Source organism: Micromonospora sp. NPDC004540, assembly GCF_040610095.1.
Classification (GTDB): domain Bacteria; phylum Actinomycetota; class Actinomycetes; order Mycobacteriales; family Micromonosporaceae; genus Micromonospora.
This window is the reverse complement of the sequence record NZ_JBEXLR010000191.1, coordinates 1-3,452: the sequence shown is the minus strand read 5'-3', so window position 1 is coordinate 3,452 and position 3,452 is coordinate 1. Positions and strand designations below refer to the sequence as shown.

The following is a 3,452-nucleotide window of genomic DNA, read 5'->3' as shown; positions in this document are numbered from 1 at the left end:
GGAGTCCTTCCAGCACTGGTTCTCCAGCCCGTTCTCTTGGTTGCGGCGTTGGTACCAGACGTAGCCGTCACCCATGATGTCGCCGTACTCGTCGATCCAGTGCAGCGCGGCTCTGGCGGACCGCTCGAGCAGCCGCACCGTGGCGGCGTCTCCGGTCCACCGCTCGTACTCGTCCAGCAAGATCACGTAGAGCGGCGTCGAGTCGGCGCTGCCGTAGTACGGCGAGTGGGGCTGCTCCTCGAAGCCGGTCGTCTCCCCGTACCGCAGTTCGTGCGGCATCTTCCCCGGCTCCTCCTCGCGGAAGTTGTCGAGGACGACGCCCTGCAGCAGCGCCAGCAGGCGCAGCGTGGTGACCGCCAGTTCCGGCGCGAACGGCAGCGCCTGCAGGCTGGTGAAGACGCTGTCCCGGCCGAAGATGGCCATGAACCACGGCAGGCCGGCGGCGGGCAGGGCATGTCCGCCGCCGGTCAGCGGCATGAAACGCAGCGCGGCGAGATCCGCCAGGCTGCGCCGGTAGGTCATCGCCAACGTCGGGGAGTCGCACGTCAGACGGGGGGCGCCCGCGAGCCAACGGTCCAGGTCCTGCCGCATCCGTCCGCGGTCCCGACCGGACGAGCCCTGCAGACTCTCCCGCAGATCACGTCCGTCCGCGCCCAGGGTCCGCACGTGGATGTCGGTGACCCACTCGCCATGTGGTTCGAGGCGGACGTCGTACGTCAACCCCTGCTCGTCGATGTGCGCCGGCTCGGTGGAGGAGACCACTGTCTCCCGATGGAACGTCTCCCGCCGATAGCCGAGCCGCAGGCACCCGTCCTCGATCCGGGCGTAGCGCCTGCCCCGCTTGCTACGCACGTCCTTGATCTCGAAAAGGTCGGCGAAGTCGCTCTCGATGTCGATCCGGATCCGCAGGTCGACCGGCCCCGGTTCGTGGTTGATCACGGTCAGCCGCTCGTTGAAGCTCTCGCCGATCGAACGCTCGCGAACGGCCGACACGTTGATGTCCACCAGCGGAGTCGGGACGGTCGGGACGACGAAGAACCGGCTCTCGAAGTAGTCGACCTCCTCAACGGTGAGCGCGTTGACCCGTTGACCGTTGATGGACAGGATCCATTTCGACAGGAACCGGGTGTCGAACGAGAAGAAGCCGGTCGGGATGGCCGGCGACGCGTCGATGTCGCCGGTCTCCTCACTGACCACGAACGTGTTGCCGTCCAGCAGTCGCACGAGTCCGTCGCTCATGCCGGTCGGCTCTCCCGGCGGGCGAACTCCCGTGGATGGTGCGCGCCGGGTGGCCCCGGCATCACCCGCTGGAGGAAACGGGCAAGCCGCACGTCACCTTCGGCCCTGAGTTCGTTACGCACCCACGCCGCATAGATGTGCGACCTGCCGGTGACGATCCGGTCGAAGACCGCCCTGCTGCCCCTGATCACGCAGTCGGCCCCGCTCTCCTCCCGCGAGACGTGGACATCGCCGCGTCTGATCATCAGGAACCAGTGGTCGACCCCGTGGTCGTGTTCGAGGTCGAACCGGATGCTGCCGACGGCGTCCTCGAGGAGAGGTTCGTGGCCCCGCCGGTCGAGCGCGTCGAAGAAGTTCGCGGTGGGATTCGACATGAGCCTCCTCCGGTAGGTCCCCGAGCCCGGACGAGCAGCCACCATCACCGTGACCGGTGCGGGCGTACCGCCGCATCACCCGCACCGGGTGAAGTGTCGGCGCCGTTGCGTGAGCGGCCGACGATCTCATCCGATCCGGGGGAGGTCAGGGCACCCCAACCTCAGCGATGCTGCCTCTGATCGCGATTCTTCTGCGGGGGTGGTGGTGCCGATGTCGGAGACGACGCGGAGATTCTTCGACGCGCTCGAACGACACGGCCACGAACGCGTGCTGAAGAAGACCGACGGCACCATCCGGTTCGACCTGGAACACGGCGAGGAGATCGACCACTGGTTCGTGGAGATCCGCGGGGGTGCCGTCCACGTGTCACAACGGGACGCCGACGCCGACGCCGACGCCGTCATCCGTGCCGACAGTGCCTTCTTCGACCGCATGGTCCGTGGCGAGGCCAAACCGCTCCCGGCGTGGCTGAGGAACGAGATAACGAGCGAGGGAAAGTTCCGGTTCATCGTTCTGCTGGAGCGGCTGTTCGCACCCCCGCCCGGGGCGCGACATCCGCGGGACGTCGTCAGTGACCGTGGGGGACGCGGATGAAGACGGACCTCATCAGGATCCTCGACGGCAACATCTTCGTGCTGAGTGACGGCAGTGGCGACCTGGAAGCGAAGCCCACCGTGCCGTGCGGGTTCTACTCGTTCGACACCCGGTTCCTGTCCGTGTGGCGGCTGACCCTCAACGGGGAACGGCTGAGCCCGCTCGCCCGGGACGACCCGTCCTACTTCGAGGTGCGGTTCTTCCTGGTGCCCGGCGCACCCACCCACTACGTCGACGCGAAGGTGTCGGTGATCCGGGAGCGGTCGGTGGCCGGTAGCTTCAAGGAGCAGTTGACCGTGCTCAACCACTCCGGCGGACCGGCCGAATTCACCGTCCGCGTGGAGGCGGACTCCGACTTCATGCCGCTGATCGTGGTGGGACAGGGGCGTACGCCGAAGGGCCGGCTGTACCGGTGCGTCGAGAACGGGCGGCTGCATCTCGGCTACCAGCGGGAGGCGTTCCGCCGGGAGACGGTCATCTCCACCACCGCGCCGGCGCAGGTCGACGAACGGGGGCTGACATACCAGATCCGGATCGAACCGCACGGCCAGTGGACCACGACGCTGCACGTCCGAGGCCTGGTGCTGCGCCCGGACGGTGAGGACGTCCGGGAGCATGTCCATCCCGGCCGCCGCCGGCGGGACAAGGCCCGGCTCGAGTGGGACCTCCAGCAGTGGCTCGGCGCGGCTCCACAGCTGATCTGCGACTGGGAGCCACTGGAGCGGACGTACCGGCAGTGCCTGGTCGACATCGCCGCGCTGGAGTACTCGCCGCTGACGCTACCGGCCGAGGCGCTGCCCGCGGCGGGTCTGCCGTGGAGCGCGACCCTCGCCGGCCGGGAACCCATCTTCACCAGCCTGCAGGCGTTGCCGTTCGCACCGGACCTCGCCCTTGCCACCCTGCGCATGCTCGGCATCGACCAGGGCGCGGTGCTCGACGACTTCCGGGATGAGGAGCCCGGCAAGATCCTGAGGGAGTTCCGCTACGGGGAACTGGTCGCGTTCGAGGAACGCCCGCAGGCCCCCTACTACGGTGCCGCCGACACCACCCCGCTCTACGTGATCCTGCTCGACGAGTACGAGCGGTGGACCGGAGACGCCGCCACCGTGCGGGAGTTCGAGGACGAGGCGCGGGCGGCCCTGCACTGGATCGACGAGTACGGCGACATCATGGGTGACGGCTACGTCTGGTACCAACGCCGCAACGAAGTGAACGGGTTGGAGAACCAGTGCTGGAAGGAATCG

General features: G+C 68.0%; 4 protein-coding genes. 2 read left to right on the top strand and 2 right to left on the bottom strand.

The genetic code is table 11. The annotated features are described in order from the left end of the window. A partial coding sequence (locus tag ABZV78_RS31525; protein WP_355644477.1) for a glycogen debranching N-terminal domain-containing protein occupies positions 1-1,239 on the bottom strand: 1,239 nt, incomplete at its 3' end. Then, a complete protein-coding gene (locus ABZV78_RS31520) occupies positions 1,236-1,613 on the bottom strand; it encodes an SCP2 sterol-binding domain-containing protein (protein ID WP_355644475.1) in 378 nt (125 codons plus the stop codon). The genes ABZV78_RS31525 and ABZV78_RS31520, both read right to left, overlap by 4 nt. A 211-nt stretch (positions 1,614-1,824) precedes the next feature. Between ABZV78_RS31520 and ABZV78_RS31515 the strand changes: the two genes are divergently transcribed. Both ABZV78_RS31515 and ABZV78_RS31510 read left to right on the top strand, forming a co-directional pair. Continuing rightward, positions 1,825-2,208 carry an SCP2 sterol-binding domain-containing protein gene (locus tag ABZV78_RS31515; RefSeq protein WP_355644473.1) on the top strand — a complete coding sequence of 128 codons (384 nt, stop codon included), beginning with the start codon at positions 1,825-1,827 and terminating at the stop codon, positions 2,206-2,208. Then, positions 2,205-3,452: glycogen debranching N-terminal domain-containing protein (locus tag ABZV78_RS31510; protein ID WP_355644471.1), on the top strand; the 1,248-nt coding region annotated here is incomplete at its 3' end. The genes ABZV78_RS31515 and ABZV78_RS31510, both read left to right, overlap by 4 nt.